Origin of the sequence: Rothia sp. P5764, from assembly GCF_048512965.1 — a bacterium.
GTDB lineage: Bacteria > Actinomycetota > Actinomycetes > Actinomycetales > Micrococcaceae > Rothia.
The window spans coordinates 274,277-296,458 of record NZ_JBLXXQ010000003.1 but is presented as its reverse complement, the minus strand read 5'-3'; the positions used below and the strand labels follow the sequence as shown (position 1 = coordinate 296,458).

The following is a 22,182-nucleotide window of genomic DNA, read 5'->3' as shown; positions in this document are numbered from 1 at the left end:
AGTAACCCTGATGAGCCTTCTGGTAGTCCGCTAGTTCAGCATCAGTAATAGGCCGCAAACCCCACGGATCCACCTGATTCACCGGATTATTACCCGCAAAAGAATACGGGTTAGAACCCCACGCAGCACCAGCCACAGGAGCCAGAGGATCAACGCTCAAAAATGAAGCAGTCAGCGGATCATAACCACGAGCACCCATCAACTCCACACCGGCAACAACAGGCACACCATCAGCGCTAAGACCAAAACCAGCAACCAACCCGCCCTCACCAGAGGTATCGGGGCCAGCCCCGGGAACAGCGAAAGGATCCACCTCATCCGTCGAACGGGCCAAACGCCAACCGGTCGCAGGTGCAAGCCCCAAAGACTCACCAGCAACACTGACCAGCGTGGGAACCGGGGCGGTAGAATCCCAGAACAAATCAATACCGTCAATCTGAGCAATCTCACCCAGAGCATCAACCGTTATTGAATGTGCTATCGACTCCCCAGCGCCGGTACCAACCCGAATGCCTTCCAGATAGCCAGCAGGCCCATAGGCAAACTCACGTACCGAACCGTCGGGGTCAGTCTCCCGAACACGCCGCCCCAAACCGTCATACACAAACTCACGAACCAGACCATCAGACCCAGTCACACTCACAAGTTGAGAAGCCGCATCGTAGGCTAAAACCTGCTCAGTACCATCAGCACCCACAGTTCGAACCAGACGCCCACACTCGTCATACTCATAACGCACAGACTCTCTACCGGTAGTCGAGCTATGAACAGACACAAGCTGCGACGCGTCATCGTAACCGTAGTTTGCGTAGGTGCTCGTTCCATCAACGGCAATTCTTTCAAGGCCTGCAACACGCCCAAACTCGTCACGGGAAATCGACGTTTCCTGAGCAACCTTGCCCTGGCCGTCCACCAGACGGTGAGCAACCACAGCACCGTTAGCGTAAGTCCACTGTGATACTAGATCCTTAGTCGCTGTAGAAACTACACGCGACGCAACATCGTAGTTATAAACAACCCTTCTGCCGTCTGAATCAGCAACACTTTCCAGGCGCCCCGCACCATCGTAGGAATACTCAACAGACCCACCAACAGGATCAACCCTAGACAGCAACTTGCCAGCCGCATCATAGGACCAGCGCATAGTCGATTCGCCACGCGAACGCGAAAGAAGCCTGCCCACACGGTCATACTGCAACTCGTGCACAGTCTCGCTGTCACCCAAATACTCGTGAACGCGCACCTTACGCTGAGCAAAGTCACGCTCAACCGAAGAAACCAAACGCCCATTGACGCTCATTGAGGTTTCGCGGCCCTCAGAGTCATAGGTCCAGCTAGTAACCCGGCCCGTGGAATCGGTCTGAGAAAGCTGACGCCCAGCCGCATCGTAGGTAGCCTGTGTAACACGCCCCAGGGCATCGGTCACAGAATCGACCTTATCCAACTGCGTGTAAGTACGGGTTGTTACACCCCCAGCAGGGTCAACCATACGCACCATACGGCCACGCAGATCATACTCATACCGGGTGCGCCCACCCAAACCGTTAATAGCCTGCACCAGTTGACCGGCAGCATCGTACTTGAAGCGACGAATACCGAATGAGCCATCCTGCATAAAGGTCAGACGGCCACAGACATCGTAGCCGTAACGTGCTACTCCCCTACCCGGGCTTACAGCCCTGACCAGGCGACCGCAGGCATCGTACTCATACTCTGAGCGCTCACCAGCAGGGTTCACCTTAGCAACCACACGGGAGTCAGCGTCATAAACCAGCTCAGTCACAGCACCCGTTGCATCAATATAACGGTAAGCACGACCAGCGTCGTCATACTCGTAGCTCACACGGGCACCATCGGGGTTAATGACCGCAACCAAACGACCCGCAAGGTCATACTCGCACCGAGTCAGAGCGCCCTCACCATCGACCAGCTCAACGGGATTACCAGCAAGGTCGTAGGAAGTCAGCTCAACAGAGCCATCCAAGTTTTCGCGCTTAACCGGCCGACCATACGCATCGGTAGTAATCGTAGCGGTGCCAAAAATATCGTTCAGCGTAATCCGCTGGTCAGCACGGTCAAGGCTCGCCGTAACCCGGTTACCCAAAGGGTCAACAGTCGCAGCAAGCTGACCGGTCTGATCGTATTCACGGCTCCACACAGAACCCGCAGGGTCCGTAATCGCAACCAGTCGTGAAAGGCTGTCATGCTCAAAGCCCCAGGAGGCTCCGTCAGGCAAAATAGCCGCAGAGACGTTACCCATATCGTCAAACTCACGTGACACCGACCGGCCCAGCGGGTCAATAGTCTGGGCAACCTGGCCGTGCGCACCGTAGCGCATAGAAGTACGCTCACCCGCAGGGTCAACGATTGCTACCAGGCGGCCCGCGGTATCGTACTCGTAGCGGTGTGTTGCGCCATCAGGGTCAACCTTACCCACCACCTGACCGGCGGCATCATAGGTAAAACGCGTCTTATGGCCACCCGGCGAAATAGCCTCAACAGCACGCCCAGCCTGGTCATAGACCATACGCGCAGTATCACCGTAGGCATTCGTTACGCTCGTCAGGTTACCGAAGGAATCGTACGTAAAACTCAACGGCACCCCGGTCGGCCCAACAACCCCAGTCAAAAGACCGGACTCCCAGGTCAAATGGGTGATACCGCCCAGTGCATCGCGAATCTTGCAGGGGTTACGGTCCTGCCCCTCATAGGAGTAGGAAATCAGACCACCGGTGGTAGTCACAACATCGGTGATACGGTCCTGCTCATCCCAGGCAAAAGTAATGTCAGAACCCTCTGGTGTTACTGTGCGGGTTCGCCGGCCACGCTTATCATAAGCATGCACAGTAATTGAACCGTCACGTTCAGTAACAGAGACAAGGTTACCCTTGCGGTCATAAGACATCGACTGCCGATGGTCGTGAGCATCAATAACGCCCACCAACCTACCCTTGGCATCTGAAATCCAAGAGTTAGACCGCTGGCCGTCTTCATCAGCCACAACAGTAACTCGGCCGGGCAGGTAGGAGAACCTGACTAAACGACCGTGCGGGGTCTTCTGGCTAATAACCCTGCCGTACTGGTCATAAGTATTGACGACTTCCTGGATCCCAGCGGCATCAGCCACCACTTCAATAAGCCCCTGCTCATTGTGCGTGTAGCGGCGGTGGTAGTTACTACCCTTAGCCTCGGTCAGCAAACCAGCTGCGCTGTAGGAATACTCAATCCTTCGCCCATCAGAGCTGGTTGCAACAGCGACCTTGCCATCTACATATTCAAAAGAGATAGCCCTGCCGCGCTCATGCCTTAGGGCAGTAATTTCGCCCTGGCGATCACGGTCAACATAGACTCCCGTTCCCGGCCCCTGAGCAGAACCAAGCCAGTCACCCGCAGCAGTGAAGAACCACCCGGAACCGGTATTATTGGCAACAACCCAGGCGACCCGACCGCTCAGAACCTCAGGTATCAGAACGGTACTTGCATCTGCTACCGGTACAAGCCAAAAGTTCTCGTCAGCACAGGGTAAGAAGCCCTCCCCCGACCGCGCAAAAGAAATCTTTCTGCCATCGTGCATAGCCCAGGTTGCCTGCTCATCATCAAAGATAAGAGCAGTATCGAGCACAGAGCTCCACCCAGGGCCAAAAACCCCGCCCGTCTCACCGCGCGAGTTATACACACGGGTAAGCGCTAGAGCCGAGCAAGCACCCGCAAAAGAAAGATCATTCTCCGGTTCAATAAAGTTACCGTTACCGGTATTAACCGGGTCAAGCGTGTACCCGCTAGTTGGTTGACCGCCAACAGCGGAGGGGTTTACCACAGTCATATCTTCACGGATCGCTGATACACCTGCGTTATTAAGTGCCGTAGCCAGAGCAGAATCAGCTAGTGGGACGGGATGACCCGCGTGCGCCCCTGCGTCCTCAAAAGCTTGAGCAAGCGTGTGAGCCCACCTAATATCTTGAGCGTTCTTCTCAAGCCAGATATCAATAGCTCCAATAGCACCAGCCGCATCGAGGGAACCGTAGTTGCAGCTCCCCTGAAAATCCGTATAAGCAGTATCCAGGGATGTTTTCTTACCCTTGACCTCTGTATCCAGCGGTTCCAAGCCGGTACTGAAAGCCCTGAGATTTTCAGGAATAGCGGATGTTGTGCCCCCGCCGCCCCTACCGTTGCCAGGGCTGGGTGTTTGACGCGGGGTATTATCCGGAGTCGGAGCACTCTTGTTGATGGGGGTTGATGGTGGGCCCACTGGGGGTTCAGGTGCGCCAAAAATGTTGTCGTAGGCCTCCTTGAGCCCCCCAAATGTATCTTTAAGGCGCTTCTGCTCAGCGATGAACTCGCGTGCAAGGCGGCGACGTTCGTTCTCTTCTTTTGCCCTTTGAACAAGGTCGTCCACCAAGCCAACAGCATTACTCAGTGCCGTAGCGATCTCATCTGCATCGCTGGCAGCTGTCTGGGCATTGGAAGCAAAAAGTTCTTCAAAGTACCCTCGAAATTCTTGCCGGGCGGTGGCGACAAGTGAAGCGCGCGAAGAAGCTTGAGTTCTTAAGAGACCCGCCGCGTTCCTCAAAGCGCTTTTGAGGGTTTCGGCGTGCCCGAAGTTAAACTCAACGTTGCCATCAATTGCACCGAGATTATCGCTCATCTTCTTCCGCTTCCTGCATCACATTATCGAACTGTTCAAAACTGCAAATATCTGCTTCACCAAGACAAACATCCACCTTTACTGATTCTACTCAAAGAGCCTCAACTGATTTCGTTGTGAAACGTTTTTTGATGGAACCAGCTCAGTTGTTTCCCCTGCTTATTCTTCATGCCCCAGTCCGAATGACCTTATACTGGGCGGCCTGGGCGACCGGGCGCAGAGTGATATGGTCCAGGTTGATGTGGTGGGGAATGTTCACCGCAAAGGTGACGGTCTGGGCTACGTCTTCGGCCAGGAGCGGTTTCTCTACTCCGGCGTAGACCTTGGCCGCAGCTTCGCCCGAGCCCAGGCGGTTGAGGGAGAATTCTTCGGTGCGAACCATTCCTGGGCGGATCTCAATCACGCGCACGTTGTTCTCTGCTTCTTCAAGACGCAGGGTTTCGGTCAGCGCGCGTTCCCCGAACTTGGCGGCGTTGTAGCCTGCTCCACCTTCGTAACCAGCTTCAGCCGCTGTGGAGGTCAGATTGAGTACGGTGCCCTGCCCGTTAGCGCGCAAGGCGGGTAGGAAGGCCTTGACCATGTTCAGTGTTCCAACAACATTGAGGTTGAACATGGACAACCAGCCGTCGGGGTCAGCATCAGCCACGGCATCCACACCCAGAGCGCCACCGGAGATATTAACCAGCGCATCGAGCTGTCCCCCGGTTTCTTCCAGAATCCGTGCGGCTTGCTCAACCACCGCGTCACGGTCAGTAATATCTAGGACCACCGGGCGCACACCGCACTGCCGGGCAAGTTCTTGGAGCCGTTCAGCGCGGCGGGCTACGGCGTAGACAGTCCAGCCGGTAGCGGCCATGAGCTGGGCTGTTGCCCGCCCAATCCCCGAGGAGGCACCGGTCACCACCGCCACTTTTCCAGCTTGAGCATCGGGGCTAAAGGGGTTAGCGGGAAGGGCCATGGGTATGCTCCTCAATCTGCGGGGTAGTTGCTTGGCACGCAAACGGTGCGGCTACCTCCATCTTACGAGCTTTGAGCGCCAAGGCCCGGGTGCATAGAGCCTCAAGACATGAGAGAATGAAAAGCATGGCTGAAATAAACCAGGGCACAGACACGCCCGCAGAACCCGCAGTAGACATTACCGTTCCCGCAAAGCCCGGCCTCGAAGGCCTCGAAAAGAAGTTCACGCAGAACTGGGCCGAGCATAAGACCTACGCTTTTAACCGGGACACCACCCGCGAGCAGGTCTACTCCATCGACACCCCGCCTCCCACAGCCTCTGGCTCCCTGCATGTGGGGCACATGTTCTCCTACACCCAGACCGACGTCATCGCCCGCTACCAGCGCATGAAGGGCAAGAACGTCTTTTACCCCCTGGGCTGGGACGATAACGGCCTGCCCACTGAGCGCCGTGTTCAGAACTACTACGGGGTTCTGTGCGACCCCGCTATCCCCTACGACCCCAACTTCACCGCACCCGAGAAGCCTGCCAAGAACCAGCGTGACTGGCCGCGTATCTCACGCCAGAACTTCATTGAACTCTGCGAGATTCTTGCTGTTGAAGACGAAAAGGTCTTTGAAGAACTCTTCACCACTCTGGGTCTTTCGGTGGACTGGTCACACACCTACCGCACCATTGATGCCCACTCCCGCAAGGTCTCCCAGCTTGCCTTCCTGAACGATCTAGCCAGCGGCGATGCCTACATGGCAGAGGCCCCCACCATGTGGGATGTCACCTTCCGCACCGCGGTTGCCCAGGCCGAGCTGGAAGATAAGGAACGCCCCGGTGCCTACCACCGCATCTCCTTCCACCGCGAAAACGGCGAGAAGGTATGGATTGAGACCACCCGCCCCGAGCTGCTGCCTTCCTGTGTAGCTCTGGTGGCCCATCCCGATGACCAGCGCTACCAGCCTCTCTTTGGTACCAAGGTCACCTCCCCGCTCTTCGGCGTTGAGGTCGAGATTAAGGCGCACCCTCTGGCTCAGCCCGACAAGGGTGCCGGTATCGCCATGATTTGTACCTTTGGCGACACCACCGACGTCACCTGGTGGCGTGAGCTCCAGCTTGATACCCGCGCACTCATTGGCCGCGACGGCCGCTTCGCTTCAGAAACCCCCGACTGGATTACCAGCCCCGAGGGCCGTGAACGCTACGCCCGTATGGCCGGTGCAACCGTCTTTACCGCGCAAAAGACCGTGGTCGAGATGCTGATTGAAGCCGGCGAAATGGAGGGCGAGCCTAAGCCCATTACCCACCCGGTCAAGTTCTACGAAAAGGGCGACAAGCCCCTTGAAATCGTGGCCTCACGCCAGTGGTATATCCGCAACGGTGGCCGCGATGCCGAGCGCCGCGAAGCTCTTATTGAGCGTGGCCGCCAGATTACCTGGCACCCCACCTTTATGCGTTCCCGCTACGAGAACTGGGTAGAGGGCCTCAACGGTGACTGGCTCATTTCACGCCAGCGCTTCTTCGGTGTGCCCTTCCCCATCTGGTACGCCCTGGACGCCGATGGTGAGCCCAACTACGATGAGCCGATTGTTCCTAGCGCTGAGATGCTGCCGGTAGACCCCGCCTCAGAGCCTGCACCCGGTTACACCGAGGATCAGCGTGGCCTACCCGGTGGCTTTATCGCTGACCCCGATGTTCTAGATACCTGGGCTACCTCGTCACTGACCCCGCAGATTGCCACCGGCTGGGCAGTGGATCGGGAGCTGCACGAGGTCACCTTCCCTATGGATTTACGCCCCCAAGGCCACGACATTATCCGTACCTGGCTCTTCTCCACAGTGGTTCGCTCAAACTCACTAGAGAACTCTGTTCCCTGGACCGATACCGCACTGTCAGGCTGGATTCTAGACCCGGATCGTAAGAAGATGTCCAAGTCCAAGGGCAACGTGGTTGTTCCCCATGAGGTGCTGGAAAAGTACGGTTCGGATGCGGTCCGTTACTGGGCGGCCAGCGCCAAGCTGGGTGCCGACACCGCCTACGATGAAGCCCAGATGAAGATTGGTCGCCGCCTGGCTATCAAACTCCTGAACGCTTCAAAGTTCGTGCTGGGTCTGGGGGCAACTGCTCAGTCAGTTATCACCACCCAAGCACAAGCTAACCTGCTCACCAACGACCTGGATCGCTCCCTGCTGGCTCGTCTAGCTAGCCTGGTTGAGGAATCTACTGCGGCCTTTGAGAATTACGAGTACGCTCGTGCCCTCCAGATTTCCGAGACTTTCTTCTGGCACTTCACCGATGACTTCGTTGAGCTCATTAAGGACCGCGCTTACGGCAAGGCAGGAGACGCTGAACAGGCATCAGTTCTGTCGGCTCTTGCCACCACCTTGGACGCTCTGCTCCGTATGTTTGCGCCCTTCCTACCCTTCGTTACCGATGAGATTTGGTCCTGGTGGAGGGCAGGCTCGGTGCACCGTGCGCCCTGGCCTACCACTGCCGGTTACGCGAAACTTGCCAAAACCGCTGACGCAGAGATTCTGCCCACCGTGGCGGCCGCTCTTGGAGGGATACGCAAGGCTAAGAGTCAGGCCCAGGTCAAACAGCGTACTGAAGTTGAGTCAGCAGTAATTACCGGTTCTAAGCAGTCTATCCAGCGCCTCAAGGCTGGCCTAGCAGACCTGAAGGCAGCCGGAAATGCTCACCAGCTCACTCTGCAGGTTCAAGACGCTCAAGCCGAACTAGAGATCAGCCAGGTCAAGCTCAGGGCAGAAGAAGAGAGGGCTTCCTAGCCTTCCTTACCTGCCCTGAACGGCTTACCCCCTGAGAGAGGCCTAGCTCATTCACCCGGGCTAGGCCTCTCCTTTACTACCCTGACACTAGACTGGACTGATAGACCTATGAACTCTGATCCCAATTACCCGCGATACCGGGGCAATACCTCGCCCGAAAAGATCAAAAGCTACCTGCAATTTCAAGCAGATAGGCGGGTTTTCTCGGGTGCCCTGGACAAGCTCTATTTCATTGGAGCTGGTCTGGCCTCAATTTGGCTGGCCATTGTAGCCCTCATAGAAGCCAGCACCCATTCCTGGTGGGCTATCCCCCTGATCATTGTCTTCTGGGGTATCTGTGCTTATTTCACCTTGCCGCGTTTTCACCGAATCATGACCGATATTTATGTGCCCAGCTACTTTATCGGTCGTGCTCGGACCGGTGACGGCCTTTTGGGAGACCCTATTAACATAGGTATCAGAGGGGAAGAAGCAGATATCCACCGCGCCATGACCCAGGCAGGCTGGCATCAGGCAGAGCCTGTCACGTTAGCATCCTCCTGGCGTATTATTCGCAATACTCTCACGAGAACTCCCTACCCCACTGCACCGGTTTCCCCTCTCTATCTCTTTAACCGCAAAGAGGATTTCGCCTACCAGCAAGAGGTTGATGGGTCGCCCCAAAAACGACACCATGTACGTTTCTGGAAGGCCCCTCAGGGGTGGAAGCTGCCCGGCGGTGCCTCAGTTGATTGGCTAGCTGGCGCAACCTTCGATAGGGCCGTCGGACTTTCCCTTTTCACACTCCAAGTCACCCATAAGATTGATGCAGACACTGATAAGGAACGAGATTATGTAGTAGAAACTGTCGCCTACTGCAACCCCCAGACTCAGGTTGAGGTCATCAAGGATTTCTCTACCGGCTACCACTCCCGTAACGGTGGTGGGGATGATATCCTCACCGACGGTAACCTCCCCATCTTGGAACTTGCTCAGCTTCAGCCCTCACCAGCAGAAAACTCAGACCTTAGCCCAGAAAAGCTCAGAGGCCACCGGCCCGCCTGGGAACTGGTCCAAGAAGCACCGCCCAGCGTCTGGGTAGCTGCACTCTTTGTGGGCATTCTGGCGATGTTCCAGTTAGGTATTAACCTCTGGCAAATCTCTCGGGGCGATTTTTTGAGTTTGGAGAATAGCCTAACTGGGGATGAACTAGCCCATATCTCTAATGCTATGACTATAACCCAGTGGACTCTTAGCGGGTTGCTGATCCTCATTACTGTGACTCAGGTCTTCCTCTGTATCCAAGTAATTCGTGGCAGCCAGCGATCACGAAAAATAATCCTGGCACTTCTGAGTCTCTCATTCGTAGGTACAGCGCTCTCGGTCTCGGCTGGATCAGCCGAAGGCGGAAACCTCTATGCCGTCTTTATTATTATGGCAAGCCATGTTTTTGCCATGCTGGAGTTTACTTCTGATGGAGCGGTTAACTACACCTACAATGCCACCGCCAAAAACCAGGCTCGCGCACAAAAGTAGCTAGCAGGCATAAGCAAAGCCCCCGGAGCAGGTTCCCTTCAAGGGACCCTCCGGGGGCTTCACTCTAGTTCTCTGCTCTAGCTGCGAAGATGGGACCCACTGTTCTGGGTCGCTTAATTTCAAAGAAACCGGGGTAAGAGGCTAGTGCTACAGCCCCATCAAAGACCTTAGCGGCTTCTTCACCGGTGGGGGCAGGGCTCATGACCGGACCAAAGAAGGTCACGCCGTTAATGCTGATCAGCGGCACACCGATGTCATCGCCACCGGCGGCTTCGAGGCCCGCACGGGTTGAGTCGCGCATGAACTCATCGTATTCTTCAGTGAAAGCAGCCTGCGCAAGTTCAGAGGGCAGGCCAACAGTTTCCAGAGCCTTAGTAATGGCGTCAGCGTAGAGTTCACCGCCCTTGTTCTGCTGGTGGTGGATCTCCTCCCCCAGGGCCGTGTAGAGCGCATCAACCTCGGCCTGCGAGTACTTCTGAGCGACGGCAGTAACCACACGGGCCGGGCCCCAGGCCGTTTCCATGTGTGCCTGGTAGTCAGCAGGCAGGTCACGCCCCTCATTGAGAACAGACAGAGAGAAGGGATGCCAGGTGACCTCAACATCGCGCAGGCCCTGGACCTCTTTAATCCAACGGGAGGTCATCCAGCACCAGGGGCAGGTGGGGTCAAACCAAAAATCAACTTTGTTCTCAGCCACAGGGGCTCCTTTCAGAGAAAGCTGTGCTTTTGCACCGAAATACTGTCACCAGCAAAACACCCCGCTCCGGGATACTATTCCCGGAGCGGGGCTTTTCTTAAGCGCTCTTCTTTTCCACCGAATTATCAATGACGAGAATCGGGTCTTTATCGCCGGTGACAACATCGGCATCGATAATGACCGCCGATACGTCACTACGGCTGGGTACATCGAACATGACCGGTTGCAGAATAGACTCCATGATGGAACGTAAACCGCGAGCACCGGTGTCGCGTTCAACAGCCTGGCGGGCAATGGCGGCAATGGCGCCGTCCTCAAAAATCAGTTCAACACCGTCAAGGGCGAACATACGTTTGTACTGCTTGACCAGAGCGTTCTTGGGTTCGGTCAGAATCCGTTTGAGGTCGCTCTCGGTCAGCTTACCCAACGTAGCAAGCACTGGCAGGCGGCCAATGAACTCAGGGATCAGACCAAATTTCAGTAGGTCTTCGGGCATGAGCTTAGTGAGGATATCGCTCTCCTTGGCGGCCTGCTCAATCGAGGCACCAAAGCCAATACCCTTGCGGCCTACCCGCCCACCTACTATCTCTTCGATACCGGCAAAAGCGCCGGCCACGATAAAGAGGATATTGGAAGTGTTAATCTTGAGGAATTCCTGCTGAGGGTGCTTACGACCGCCCTGTGGAGGCACCGATGCATCCGTACCCTCAAGGATTTTAAGGAGTGCCTGTTGCACCCCCTCACCCGAAACGTCTCGAGTGATGGAAGGGTTATCTGCCTTACGGGAAATTTTATCGATTTCATCAATGTAGATGATGCCGCGCTGGGCTTTTTGAATGTCCCCATCGGCGGCCTGAATTAGCTTGAGCAGAATGTTCTCAACGTCTTCGCCCACATAACCAGCCTCGGTGAGTGAGGTCGCATCGGCAACCGCAAAAGGCACGTTGAGTTTTTTGGCCAGGGTCTGGGCCAGGTAAGTCTTGCCGGAACCTGTCGGGCCAACCAGCAGAATATTGGACTTAGCAATCTCAACGTCTTCACCGTCAGTAGCCAAAAGCTCCTTAGCCTCAAAAGCTGAGCTTTCTTGCGCCCGAATACGCTTGTAGTGGTTGTAGACCGCTACAGACAGGGCACGCTTAGCGGCCTCCTGCCCAATGACGTACTCCTGGAGGTGGTCAAAGATCTCACGGGGGTTGGGGAGTTCTTCAGCAGACCCTAGACCCTTGACCTCGGTCAGTTCCTCTTCAAGAATCTCGTTGCACAGCTCAATACATTCATCGCAGATGTAGATATTGGGGCCAGCAATCAGCTTACGAACCTGCCGCTGATTCTTGCCACAAAATGAACATTTGGGAAGAGTGGTGCTATCGCCTAGACGAGCCATACCCCTACCTTTCTTTGGGTTCCACTACATAATCTACCCTGAAAAATTAGCCAGCCCAATTGTGTGACGTTTAAGGAAAGATGACGAAACAATGACATCTGTGTTCTCACAGATATCACCCCGACTCGATAATCCATATAAAACGCCGCCATCGGCTCTCTACTCTCGTGGAGCAGAACCAAAGGCGGCGCCAATACCCAACGGTTTGGGGTATCTATCTAGTCGTGCTTCTCAGCAGTGTTGAATGCCGGCTTATTGGCCTTGCGTGACTCAAGCACCTGGTCGACGATGCCGTACTCCAGTGCCGCTTTAGCGGTCAGAATGTTGTCACGTTCAATCGACTTATCGACCTCTTCAAAGGTCTTACCGGCGTGCAGAGCAAGAGTCTGGGCAGTCCACTCACGCATGCGCATTACTTCGTTGGCGTGAATCTCAATGTCTGATGCCTGGCCGCCCTGCTGACCCGACAGCGCAGGCTGGTGAATCAGTACGCGGGCGTTGGGCAGGGCAAGACGCTTACCGGGGGTACCGGCTGCCAGCAAGACAGCGGCGGCTGATGCGGCCTGACCCAGGCAGACAGTCTGAATCTCGGGGCGGATGTACTGCATGGTGTCGTAGATTGCAGTCATCGCGGTGAAGGAGCCACCGGGTGAGTTGATGTAAAGAGTGATGTCACGGTCAGGATCCTGGGACTCAAGAACCAGGAGCTGGGCCATGATGTCATCGGCTGAGGCATCATCGACCTGAACGCCCAAGAAAATGATGCGGTCTTCAAAGAGCTTGGCGTAGGGGTCCTGGCGCTTGTAGCCGTAGGGGGTACGCTCTTCAAAGTTGGGGAGCACGTAGCGGTCGGTGGGCATACCGGCCGGGGCGGTAGATGAGGGGAGGTGAATCATTCGGTTTCTCCTAGAAAGTCTTGCGTGGCCGGTTTACTTGTCGGTGGCGCTGGTGGCCGGGCCAATTTTGTCCAGAATCTTGTCGAAGAAGCCGTAAGCCAGGCCTTCTTCTGCGGTGAACCAGTTATCACGGTCGTTATCGCGCAGGATGGTTTCTACGGTCTGGCCGGTGCGCTCTGCGGTGATTTCGCTCAGTCGCCTCTTCATATCCAAAATGAGCTGGGCCTGGGTGCGAATATCTGATGCGGTACCACCGATACCGCCGGAGGGCTGGTGCATAAGGATACGGGCATTAGGGGTGGCGTAGCGCTTGCCGGGTGCCCCTGCTGTGAGCAGGAACTGCCCCATTGAGGCGGCCATGCCGGTCACAACGGTGACAACGTCGTTGGGGATAAGCTGCATGGTGTCGTAGATAGCCATGCCTGCGGTTACAGAACCACCCGGTGAGTTGATGTAGAGGTAGATATCGGCCTCGGGGTCCTCAGCCGAGAGCAAAAGGAGCTGGGAGCAGATACGGTTGGCGTTGGAATCGCGTACTTCTGACCCCAGCCAGATAATGCGCTCTTTGAGTAGACGGTTATAGATATAGTCGTCCTGGCTCCCCATGGGTGTTTCCATGGCGGGGGCCTGGTGTGCTTCAGGAAGGGTGAAGGACATTGATTCCGCTCCTTGTGTCGGTGGCGGCGGCCGCAGACTGCGGGCACCAAAGAATTGCTTGACATTCAGGTTATCGCTTTTGGGCACTGGCGTGAGCACAAAAGAGCCTCAGTTCGCTGATGGCATGTTAGGGCAAACGGTCTCTTAGCCTGCCCAGCCCAGGGAAGGAGACAGAACAAAGGCCCCACCTAGCCTTAGCTGGGCGGGGCCTTGTACTAAAGCACCAAGGTCGGTGCAGGCTAGTACTTACTGCTGGCCATCATTGTCGTTAAGGAATGATGAGAGGTCAACAGCCTTACCGTCTGCGTCAACAACCTCAGCCTTAGCCAGAACAGCGGCCAGAGCCTTGGAGCGGCGAACTTCGCCAACGATCATGCCGGACTGGCCTGAGCCGTCAAGCATCTGAGCGAACTGGTTGGGGTCCATACCGTACTGCTGGCTCATGGTGATGATGTAGTCGATCAGCTCGGACTGCTCAACAGAAACTTCTTCCTTCTCGGCGATTGCGTCGAGAATGATTTCGTTCTTGAAGGCACGTTCGGTGTTCTCACGAACCTCAGCGCGGTGCTCTTCGTTGTCGTGGTCAGCTTCCTGGCTGGGGGTCTTGAAATGCTGCTCCAGCTGGTCTTCAATAACCTTCTCGGGAACGGGAACTTCTACCAGTTCAACCAGCGAGTCAAGAACCTTATCACGCGCTTCTGCGCCCTGCTCGGCAACCTTGGAGTCAGCGGCCTGCTTCTTCAGGTCTTCCTTGAGCTCTGCAATGGTATCGAATTCGGAGGCCAGCTGAGCGAAGTCGTCGTCTGCCTCGGGCAGTTCGCGTTCCTTAACAGCGGTGACAGAAACCTTGACGGTTGCCTCTTCACCAGCGTGCTCACCACCGGCAAGCTTGGTCACGAAGGTTGCATCTTCACCAGCAGACAGGCCAAGAACAGCTTCGTCCAAGCCCTCCAGCATGGTGCCGGAGCCTACCTGGTAGGACAGGTCGTTGGCAGCGTCAACTTCTTGGCCATCGATTTCAGCGGCGATGTTAATGGTCAGGAAGTCCTGGTCAGCGGCGGGGCGCTCAACAGCCTTGAGGGTACCGAAACGGCCACGCAGGGCATCGAGTGCCTTCTGCTCGTCTTCTTCAGTAACTTCTACGCTTGCAACCTCAACCTTGATGCCTGAGTAGTCAGGCAGTTCAATTTCGGGGCGAACGGTAACCTCTATAAGGAGCTTGAGGTCCGCTTCACGGTTGCCCTCTTCGGGCTTTGCAATGATGTCCAGTTCGGGCTGAGCCAGGGGTGTGAGCTCGTTCTCAGCCAGAGCCTGGGAGTAGTAGCTGTTCAGCGCTTCATTCAGAGCGTTCTCAACAACAAAGTCGAAGCCAGCACGCTGATCAATCAGAGCCTTAGGGGTCTTGCCCTTGCGGAAACCAGGAACTGAAATCTGGTTAGCCAGTGACTTGTAGGTGCGGTCAAGGTAGGTCTTGAACTCAGCGAAGGGAACCTCGACCTCGATTTTTGCGAGGGTCGGGTTGATCTTCTCGACGGCAGTCTTCACGTCCGTTGATCTCCTGATATCTTGAGGGAACCGCAACCCGGAACTAAATATGAGTGCGGCAAACTAATCGTTCTATAGAAAAACCCGCCGTTTCCGGCGGGCCGATCTATTTCACGTCGGGGTGACAGGATTCGAACCTGCGATCTCCTGCTCCCAAAGCAGGCGCGCTAGCCAAGCTACGCCACACCCCGTATTGCACGGAAGGCAACACCTAGTCTAGCGGGAACCCATCGTAAAATCTAACTGGCGACCGCATTACGCCTAGGGCGTGTTGCCGACTTTTCTAGCCTAGCCGATTTGACAAGCCCACCACAAACCGGGTTTACTAGAAATCGTCCACGAGGACGCCACCCCACACGGGGATGTAGCTTAATGGTAAAGCCTCAGTCTTCCAAACTGATTACGCGGGTTCGATTCCCGTCATCCCCTCTCCTGCGGCTGTAGCTCAATGGTAGAGCGCACGCTTCCCAAGCCTGATACGCGGGTTCGATTCCCGTCAGCCGCTCCAAAGAAAAGCGACCACCGGCAGGTGGTCGCTTTTTTCTGCCGTCCATTTTGCAGAGGGTGTTCTACGGTCTCAAGTTTCTAGTAGTGATCGATAAGTTCAGTCAGCGCCCTAACCCGCTCAATTCCGGGCGGAATCTGCTGGTGACGCCTGCTCCTGTTAACCCAAACCGCTCCTAGGCCGGCTCCTACCGGGGCTTGCACATCTGCCAAAAAATTATTGCCCACATGCACAGCAAAAGCCGGGTCGGTTTCAAGAGCGGCGCAGATGAGACGGAAAAAATCTTCTTTTGGCTTGCTGGTACCCAGGAGTTGTGATGTTAGCAGCGGCAGATCTGAAAGGCCTAAAGTATCTAGCTTGGCCTGTTCAACCGCCTGAGACCCGTTAGTTACGGCAACTACTTGAAGATGAGAACTATAAAGGTCGAGGCCACGCATGAAGCCCTCAACATCGTCAAAAGCAACCCAGGCCTGCCGACGGTGGGCCTCAAAACAGCCCAAGAAGCCCTCTGCCCGTTCTTGGGAATGGGCAGTGCCCGTCATGAGGTTAAGCATGCTGGCTATCCGCTGGTAGTAGTGCTGATCAAAGGCCTGCTCCCCTGCCAAATACAGCTGAAAATCTTCCCGCTGAATATCTGACCAGACGCGGTACAAAGCTTGCGACTCAGCAAAATCACCCCGAAAACCATACCTCTGAAGGGCCCGGTAAAACCCTAGAGATGTAGCGGTTTCACTATCAAGCAGGGTGCCCTCAATATCAACCAGCAGTAGTCGAGCTCGCCTCAACAAAGAACTCTTAAGGCTCACGCTACCCTCCCCAGCCTCTACTGCACTTTCCTACAGCATAAGCCTATCCCTGCTTGAGCGCCCTCTAAAAGAGCTCTTTTAGCCAGCTCAAAAGAACCGCGAAGCAACCCTACGCGTTCAACAGCCCACATGCCGACTTTAGGATTCTTCAACCTAATCGATAAATCCAGGGACATTAGGGTCGCCTATCGAGATTATGAGCTGACAGAGCCTACAGAGCACAAAACCCAGTAACTCAAAGAGTTTAGAGGACCTTCTCAACGCTGACAGCCGGGGCACCAATACAGTTTTCGCCCAGCAACTTCTTGCAATGCAATCGTGCTCCCGCACCGTAAACAAGCCTGCCCCTGGTGGTGATAGACGTAATTTGCGTGCTCAGGCCAGGCCTCATATTCAGAAACACCAGGGCGGTCAGCCGGCTCAGTTGTAATAATCCGGCCCACCCTGACACCAATTTCAAGCAGGTGCTTGTTATCGCCCCAGAGAGCCTCAAGTTCAGAGCTACTACATTCTTTTGCGGGGCGGAAAGGATCGATACCGCACCTGAACAGAGATTCAGCCCTAAAAATGTTGCCGACACCAGAGATAACTTTCTGGTCCATCAGGGCAACCCCGATAGGTCGGGAGGTCTTCCTCGCTCGGGCATAAAAGGCCTGCGGGTCAGCATCCGGGTTCAGAGGGTCCGGCCCCAGCTGAGAACGCACGCGGGCCACTTCGTCAGCCGTTAAAACCCGGCAAATGGTGGGTCCGACAAGGTCGGCCCACCCATGCTCAGAAACCAGGCGAGCGCGAGTGGTTGGCCGCGGTGCCGGCGGCTTGGCGCTGAGCTCTTGGGAGTGATCCTCCTGCTCACCAATCTTGCGCGGTGCCCCAATCGACGAGGCACCCGTGAATCGCTCGTCACCGCCAAAGGTAAATGCACCGTAGATACCCAGGTGTACGTTCAGGTAAAGGTCGTTGGAGAACTCTGCAAAGAGGTGTTTACCGTGGGCAAACGACCGGATCAGCCGGTGCCCATGCAGAAGCGCCGCTCCATCGGTGAAACGTCCCTGGGGGCTACTGACGGCAAGTTGCTGGTTGGCAAAAACGTCGGTGAGCTGGCGTGCAAGCCGGTGGATGGAGTGGCCTTCTGGCATGGGTTCCTTCTGAGGTTTTGGTCGCGGGGGTGGGTGATCCTAGTAAGTATCGATGTGTTTGCCGCTGATTGCCCCGGTGGTTTCGTATTCTGCCATTTGACCGATGCGGCGGGCGTGACGTTCTTCCTTGGTCCATTCGGTGCTCAGGAAAACCTTGATGATGTCCAGGGCCTCTTCCTTGCTGTGCTGACGGCCACCTACAGCTACAACCTGGGCATTATTATGTTCACGCGCGAGGGCGGCGGTTTCGTGGTTCCAGGCGAGCGCTGCCCTGATGCCCGCTACCTTATTGGCTGCCATCTGCTCGCCGTTACCGGAGCCGCCCAGAACAATCCCCAGGGAATCTAGCCCTGCCTCACGGTCAGCACGAACGGCAAGCGCAGCATTGATGCAGAAGCTGGGGTAGTCATCGAGGGCGTCGTACTCTGCTGGGCCGTGGTCGACCATCTCGTAGCCAGCTGCGGTGAGTTCCTGGATGAGGTAGTGGCTCAGGTCAAGGCCTGCATGGTCAGTAGCAATGTGGACGCGCACGGTGTCTCCTTAGGTCGTTGGCGGCAGGGGGAAGCTGGAAACCACACTAGATAGTTAGGTGAATCACGGGCTACCACATAGAATTATAGGCGTATGTGCTGCGTGACGACCAACCTGCAGCAGCAGGTTACCCGTGGCTGTTGGCAGGGCAAAGACCGCCCTTCTAGTACTGGAGCTATCCGGCTCTTCCCTTTCTACCACGATAAGGAACCCCATGCCTGGAATGAATTTGACCCGCGCCGAAGCTGAGCAGAGAGCATCTCTTATTCAGCGTGTAGATTCCTACACCATTGATCTTGACCTCACCCGGGGCGAGCGAGTGTTTGGTTCACGCACTGTTGTCCGTTTTGACGCTGTACCCGGGCAAGAGACCTTTATTGACGCGATTACCGATACTGTCCACAGTATTGTTCTCAACGGGGAAAACCTGCCGGTAGATTGCGCTGATGGCCTTCGGATTACTTTGCCCTCACTAGCCCAGAAGAACGAACTGGTGATTGAGGCCGATATGCTCTACACCAACACTGGTGAAGGCCTGCACCGCTTTGTTGACCCGGTAGATGGTGAGGTCTACCTCTACTCGCAGTTTGAGGTTCCGGATTCTCGCAGGGTTTACCCCGTTTTTGAACAGCCCGACCTCAAAGCTGAGTTCGAGTTCAGGGTCAAGGCGCCCGCCCACTGGGTTGTTGTCTCTAACCAGCCCGAGACATCTGTTGACGAGCAGGCAGACATTAAGGTGTGGAACTTCAAGCCCACTCCCCGCATTTCCTCCTACATCACCGCCATTATTGCTGGTCCCTACGCGGGTGTTTCCTCATCACTGACCAACAGCCAAGGCCGAGAGATTAAGCTGGGTTGCTACGCCCGTAAATCACTCATGGAATACCTGGACGCTGACGAGATCTTCCACATCACCCGCCAGGGCTTTGAGTTTTTTGAAGAACAGTTCAAGACTCCCTACCCCTTTGAAAAATATGACCAGCTCTTTGTGCCCGAGTTCAACGCCGGTGCCATGGAGAATGCCGGGGCGGTGACCTTCCTTGAAAGCTACATCTTCCGTTCCAAGGTCACCGAGGCAATTATTGAGCGCCGGGCCATTACCGTCCTGCACGAACTGGCCCACATGTGGTTTGGTGACCTGGTTACCATGAAGTGGTGGAACGACCTGTGGCTCAATGAGTCCTTCGCTGAGTTCATGTCTACCTTGGCTTTGGCCGAAAACACCAGTTTCGCCCCCGAAGCCTGGGCAACTTTCTCCGCGTCGGAAAAGACCTGGGCTTACAACCAGGACCAGCTCTCCTCGACCCACCCCATTGTGGCACCTATCCGCGACCTGCAAGATGTTCAGGTGAACTTTGACGGTATCACCTACGCTAAGGGCGCCTCTGTGCTCCGCCAGCTTGTTGCCTGGGTGGGCCAGGAGAACTTTATGGCCGCCCTCAAGGTCTACTTTGAGAAGCACGCCTACGGCAACACCGTGCTCGATGACCTACTTACCGAGCTTGAAGCAATCTCCGGGCGCGACCTGCGGGCCTGGAGCAAGCTCTGGCTAGAAACTGCCGGGGTCAATACTCTAAGCACCGAAGTTGAAGAAGCAGAGGACGGAACTCTGGCCCGCCTGGCTCTGCGCCAGACTTTTGCAGAGGGCTACGAAACCCTGCGCCCCCACCGCCTCATCCTTGGCTTCTACAGCATGAAAGATGGTGCGCTCACCCGCACCCACCGCCTAGAAATTGACGTTGACGGCGAGCTGACCGAGGTACCCGAGGCCGTCGGGCTGGCCCGCCCCGATCTCATTCTGGTCAATGATGAAGACCTGGCCTACGCCAAGATCCGCTTGGATGAGCGTTCCCGCGCTACCGCCGTAGCCCACCTGGGCGCTATTGATTCTTCAGTTGCTCGCGGGGTTGTCTGGGGCTCCCTCTGGGACACCGCCCGCGACGGCCAAATGCCTGCCCGTCAGTTCGTTGAATTGGTACTTAACAACATCGGGGCAGAAACTAACTCCACCGCTGTCCGTACCCAGCTCACCAACCTGGAAACTACCCTGCGGGCTTACCTCAACCCCGCTCACGCGGAGTCTGTACGCCAGCAGGCTGCAGACCGGCTGTGGGAACTTGCTCAGCAGGCTGAGGCCGGTTCAGATAAGCAATTCCAGCTGGTCGGGGCCTTTGCACGTCTTGCCCACACCGACAGCCAGCTTGACACTCTCGAAGCCCTGATGAGTGGGAACACCCAGCTTGAGGGTCTTGAGATTGATACTGACCTACGGTGGGCCCTGCTCATTTCACTGTCAGCCGGTGGCCGCAGAAGCAAGACAGATATCGATGCTGCTCTGGCAGACGACAACACCGCTACCGGCCAGCAATCAGCGGCCACAGCACGAGCCGCTATCCCCACCGCAGAAGCAAAAGCAGAAACCTGGCGAGCGGTCGTTGAAACCGGTGAACTTTCCAACAACGTCCAGCGCGCGGCTATTCTTGGCTTCTACCGCGGCAACCCGCAGGTCACAGCCCAGTACACCGAACGCTACTTTGAGTCTGTGGAGAAGGTCTGGCGTGAACGCTCCCACGAGGTTTCCACCCAGATTATTACCGGGCTCTTCCCCCGTGTCTACACCCAGCAGGTGCTTGACCGTGCCGAAGACTACCTGGAAACACTGCCTGAGGACGCCGCAGCCCTCAAACGCCAGGTTGCCGAAGGCCGCGACGCTCTAGCACGCGCGCTCAAGGTTCAGGCCGCCGATATGGCCTAAAGCTACAGCACCAAGAAAGGCGGGGTTTTCGCTCAGTGAGAGTGAAGGCCCCGCCTCTTCTATACCTCCCGTCCCTGCCGGTGGTCAGACCGTAGCCAGTGCACGGGAGTAAACTAGAGGGCATGAATCAGTTACCCAACCCCGCTTTCAAACCCATCTCTCTAGCCGACGGCGCAGGTCAAAATCCCCAACCAGAAGGTGACGATATTGACCCCCGCTCTTTCTATTCCCAGGTTGGTGGGCACCCAGTTTTTGAAAAACTCTGCCGGGAGTTCTATTCGCGGGTTGCAGCTGATGAGGAATTTAAAGCCATGTACCCCGAGGCTGATTTAGGCCCCGCCGAAAGACGGCTCAGAATGTTCCTGGAACAGTACTGGGGAGGGCCCAAAACCTACCAGGAAGAACGCGGCCACCCCCGTCTGCGTATGCGACACAACCCCTTCTATATTGGCCCTAAGGAACGGGACACCTGGTTGCGGTATATGCGGGAGGCCATGGACACTCTGGAGCTTGCCCCGCTCTATGATGCCGAGATGTGGGGCTACTTTGAGCGTGCCGCTCACGCTATGCAGAACAGGGATCAGTAGCGCCTGGAAGCATTCTCTCGCCCCCTTTACGGCTTGCTTGACCGCACCAAAACATGCCCTGCACGAGCAGAAATACGGGCCCAATCCCCATTCACCCACACCGGCATTGGCTCGGTAGCTCGCGGAGGCAAAAAGCCCAGCACCTCAAGGGCGAAAGCAGCACCTGCTGGCAGAGGCACCTGAGTATTCGGTGTTTGGACGGGTGAGGACCAGATGCGTGAACGCACTGTTGAAACCACCGCATGGCCGGGGTGAGCTGGCAAGGCTCCGTCCACTGTCTCAATACCGGCCTTAGCGGTCTGACGTGCATCATCGGATAGGTAGAAGCCAGATTTTTCCCACCCGGTAATTGGTGGTGTCCGGCCAGCCCAGCCCGCAGTCACGGCAACCGGTGGAAGCGCCAGTTGCAAGCCCTCCTGCTCAATACGAGCCAGGCGGTCTAGCAGGGCAGCAGCCTCAACCGTTATATCCAGATCAGCCGGTTCAGCCAGTTTGATAGCGCGCAGGCCAAGAACCGTAGGGGTCGTATCTAAAAGATGCTCAGGTTCCAGGGCGCACACAGTTACCCCCAGAATATCCCCGCGAGCCTGCAACCGTACGGCCGCCTTCGGGTCCAGAGACTTAGCCCGCACCAGATAGGTTGTGAGGTCGCGGGCTGTGGATTCATCGGGCAGGTGCACATACGGTCTTGTATGCGCAGATCCTTGGCTAGACATGGGGTGCCTCTTTCAATACAGAATTAATCACTTCATCTTATCCCTCATAACATTAGCCCACTTATGAGAAGGTAG

15 protein-coding genes and 3 tRNA genes are annotated in these 22,182 nt (G+C 56.1%); 6 read left to right on the top strand and 12 right to left on the bottom strand.

The genetic code is table 11. The features are described from left to right. Together ACN08Y_RS06745 and ACN08Y_RS06740 are read right to left on the bottom strand one after the other, a co-directional pair. Positions 1-4,645: DUF6531 domain-containing protein (locus ACN08Y_RS06745; protein ID WP_419112187.1), on the bottom strand; the 4,645-nt coding region annotated here is incomplete at its 3' end. 166 nt (positions 4,646-4,811) lie between these two features. Continuing rightward, positions 4,812-5,603, bottom strand: coding sequence for an SDR family oxidoreductase (locus ACN08Y_RS06740; protein WP_419112186.1), 792 nt, complete (start codon positions 5,601-5,603; stop codon positions 4,812-4,814). Between the two features lie 125 nt (positions 5,604-5,728). Here ACN08Y_RS06740 and valS point away from each other — a divergent pair, with 125 nt between their 5' ends. Both valS and ACN08Y_RS06730 read left to right on the top strand, forming a co-directional pair. Further along, positions 5,729-8,377: a valine--tRNA ligase gene (valS, locus tag ACN08Y_RS06735; protein ID WP_419112185.1), complete on the top strand. Its 2,649-nt coding sequence runs from the start codon at positions 5,729-5,731 to the stop codon at positions 8,375-8,377. Positions 8,378-8,485: 108 nt separating this feature from the next. Further along, a complete protein-coding gene (locus ACN08Y_RS06730; RefSeq protein WP_419099556.1) occupies positions 8,486-9,892 on the top strand; it encodes an LssY C-terminal domain-containing protein in 1,407 nt (468 codons plus the stop codon). Between the two features lie 64 nt (positions 9,893-9,956). On the opposite strand, the gene ACN08Y_RS06725 is transcribed toward ACN08Y_RS06730, so the two are convergent. From ACN08Y_RS06725 to ACN08Y_RS06700, 6 genes are all read right to left on the bottom strand, one after another. Continuing rightward, positions 9,957-10,589: a DsbA family oxidoreductase gene (locus ACN08Y_RS06725; protein WP_419099555.1), complete on the bottom strand. Its 633-nt coding sequence runs from the start codon at positions 10,587-10,589 to the stop codon at positions 9,957-9,959. A gap of 97 nt (positions 10,590-10,686) precedes the next feature. Then, positions 10,687-11,973 carry an ATP-dependent Clp protease ATP-binding subunit ClpX gene (gene clpX / locus ACN08Y_RS06720; RefSeq protein ID WP_419099554.1) on the bottom strand — a complete coding sequence of 429 codons (1,287 nt, stop codon included), beginning with the start codon at positions 11,971-11,973 and terminating at the stop codon, positions 10,687-10,689. 218 nt (positions 11,974-12,191) lie between these two features. Continuing rightward, the gene (locus tag ACN08Y_RS06715; protein WP_419099553.1) at positions 12,192-12,869 is read right to left on the bottom strand and encodes an ATP-dependent Clp protease proteolytic subunit; all 678 of its coding nucleotides are present in this window, start codon (positions 12,867-12,869) and stop codon (positions 12,192-12,194) included. A gap of 33 nt (positions 12,870-12,902) precedes the next feature. Beyond that, positions 12,903-13,526, bottom strand: a complete 624-nt coding sequence (locus ACN08Y_RS06710; protein WP_419099552.1) for an ATP-dependent Clp protease proteolytic subunit — start codon at positions 13,524-13,526, stop codon at positions 12,903-12,905. Between the two features lie 246 nt (positions 13,527-13,772). Continuing rightward, positions 13,773-15,071 (bottom strand): trigger factor, encoded by a 1,299-nt coding sequence (gene tig / locus ACN08Y_RS06705; protein WP_419112184.1) that lies wholly within the window; start codon positions 15,069-15,071, stop codon positions 13,773-13,775. Positions 15,072-15,187: 116 nt separating this feature from the next. Beyond that, positions 15,188-15,262: transfer RNA gene (locus ACN08Y_RS06700), tRNA-Pro, on the bottom strand. 167 nt (positions 15,263-15,429) lie between these two features. On the opposite strand from ACN08Y_RS06700, the gene ACN08Y_RS06695 reads away from it, so the two are divergent. Continuing rightward, positions 15,430-15,500 (top strand) — tRNA-Gly (locus ACN08Y_RS06695). A 5-nt stretch (positions 15,501-15,505) separates the two neighbouring features. Continuing rightward, positions 15,506-15,579 (top strand) — tRNA-Gly (locus tag ACN08Y_RS06690). 77 nt (positions 15,580-15,656) lie between these two features. Here ACN08Y_RS06690 and ACN08Y_RS06685 read toward each other — a convergent pair. From ACN08Y_RS06685 to ACN08Y_RS06675, 3 genes are all read right to left on the bottom strand, one after another. Then, on the bottom strand, positions 15,657-16,382 hold the full coding sequence (locus tag ACN08Y_RS06685) for an HAD family hydrolase (RefSeq protein WP_419099550.1): 726 nt from the start codon (positions 16,380-16,382) through the stop codon (positions 15,657-15,659). A gap of 257 nt (positions 16,383-16,639) precedes the next feature. Continuing rightward, positions 16,640-17,518, bottom strand: a complete 879-nt coding sequence (locus ACN08Y_RS06680; protein ID WP_419110338.1) for an Fpg/Nei family DNA glycosylase — start codon at positions 17,516-17,518, stop codon at positions 16,640-16,642. Positions 17,519-17,557: 39 nt separating this feature from the next. Further along, a complete protein-coding gene (locus ACN08Y_RS06675) occupies positions 17,558-18,049 on the bottom strand; it encodes a ribose-5-phosphate isomerase (RefSeq protein ID WP_419099548.1) in 492 nt (163 codons plus the stop codon). 214 nt (positions 18,050-18,263) lie between these two features. Here ACN08Y_RS06675 and pepN point away from each other — a divergent pair, with 214 nt between their 5' ends. Together pepN and ACN08Y_RS06665 are read left to right on the top strand one after the other, a co-directional pair. After that, on the top strand, positions 18,264-20,804 hold the full coding sequence (gene pepN / locus ACN08Y_RS06670; protein ID WP_419112183.1) for an aminopeptidase N: 2,541 nt from the start codon (positions 18,264-18,266) through the stop codon (positions 20,802-20,804). Between the two features lie 122 nt (positions 20,805-20,926). Continuing rightward, entirely contained in the window at positions 20,927-21,391 is a 465-nt protein-coding gene (locus tag ACN08Y_RS06665) for a globin (protein ID WP_419112182.1), read from the top strand. Positions 21,392-21,417: 26 nt separating this feature from the next. Here ACN08Y_RS06665 and ACN08Y_RS06660 read toward each other — a convergent pair whose 3' ends face one another. After that, complete coding sequence (locus ACN08Y_RS06660) at positions 21,418-22,107, bottom strand: hypothetical protein (RefSeq protein WP_419104718.1); 690 nt, start codon at positions 22,105-22,107, stop codon at positions 21,418-21,420. Positions 22,108-22,182: the final 75 nt, after the last annotated feature.